Below are 677 nucleotides of genomic sequence, written 5' to 3'. Positions count from 1 at the left end.
GGCGAGAGGAAGATCTCCTCGCCGCGCTTGAGGTCGACCTCGCCGCTGGCGCGGACGGTGAGGGGGTCGTCGCTGTCGGGGACCGGGACGTGGAAGAAAGTGTCGGACCCCAGGTGCTCGGAGACGCCGACAATGCCCTTCCAGTCGCCGCTTTCACGCGACACTTCGAGATGCTCGGGACGGATGCCGATGGTCTGGGCATTGTAGGCCGCCGCCGTTTCCCCGGTCAGGAAGTTCATTTTCGGCGAGCCGATGAAGCCTGCCACGAACTTGTTCTGCGGTCGCCGGTACAGTTCCAGCGGCGAGCCCACCTGCTCGATATTGCCCGCCCGGAGCACCACGATCTTGTCGGCCATGGTCATCGCCTCGACCTGGTCATGGGTGACGTAGATCATCGTCGTGTCGAGCTCTTTGTGCAGCTCCGAGATCTCCAGCCGCATGTTGACCCGAAGGGCTGCGTCAAGGTTGGAGAGCGGCTCGTCGAAGAGGAAGGCCGCCGGCTCGCGCACGATGGCCCGGCCGATCGCGACCCGCTGGCGTTGACCGCCCGAGAGCTGGCCGGGGCGCCGGTCGAGATAGTCGGCCAGGTTCAGAACCCGCGCCGCATCCTCCACCTTCTTGTCGATCGCCGCCTGGTCGAGCTTGGCCATCTTGAGCGGGAAGGCGATGTTCTTGCG

1 protein-coding gene is annotated in these 677 nt (G+C 65.4%); it reads right to left on the bottom strand.

The features are described 5' to 3' along the window. Positions 1–677, bottom strand: a 677-nt coding sequence (locus R3X27_RS25520) for an ABC transporter ATP-binding protein (protein WP_317711727.1), incomplete at both ends; no start/stop codon positions are given.

It is taken from the genome of Tropicimonas sp. TH_r6, assembly GCF_033101155.1.
Taxonomy (GTDB): Bacteria; Pseudomonadota; Alphaproteobacteria; order Rhodobacterales; family Rhodobacteraceae; genus Tropicimonas.
Note: the sequence above shows the minus strand (reverse complement) of the source record. Positions and strands in the feature narration are given on the sequence as shown.